Raw genomic sequence first — 386 nt, 5'->3', positions numbered from 1 at the left:
GAGCTGACCGGCTCATCAGCCAGGATGATAGCCGGTCAGCTCACTCGACGTCTCTGTCCAGGCACAGGTCCTTAAATTGTTCACCGACCTGCAGCGCGAGCTCGGCCTTGCCTACCTCTTCATCACCCACGACCTCGGTGTGGTCCGATATGTCAGCGACGAAACCATCGTCCTGTTCAATGGGCGCATTGTTGAGAGCGGACCTGTCGACGCGGTTCTCGACCGGCCGGCGCATCCCTATACCAGGACGCTGACCGCCTCGGCCACTGGCAAACTCATGAACGCGGCTCCGGCGCCTGGGGGTCCCGCTGTGGCAACCGGGTGTGCGTTCGCTCCGCGTTGCGACCTGCGCCTTGCGCTTGGCTCACCGTCTCGTTGTCTGGCGC

General features: G+C 63.5%; 1 protein-coding gene. It reads left to right on the top strand.

Annotated elements, in window-relative coordinates; all coding sequences use genetic code 11:
- Positions 1-76: 76 nt before the first annotated feature.
- Positions 77-386, top strand: a 310-nt coding sequence (locus tag EN935_RS42865) for an ABC transporter ATP-binding protein (RefSeq protein WP_206534757.1), incomplete at its 3' end; no start/stop codon positions are given.

This window comes from Mesorhizobium sp. M7D.F.Ca.US.004.03.1.1 (assembly GCF_003998635.1).
GTDB classification, from domain to species: Bacteria; Pseudomonadota; Alphaproteobacteria; order Rhizobiales; family Rhizobiaceae; genus Mesorhizobium; species Mesorhizobium loti.
Note: the sequence above shows the minus strand (reverse complement) of the source record. Positions and strands in the feature narration are given on the sequence as shown.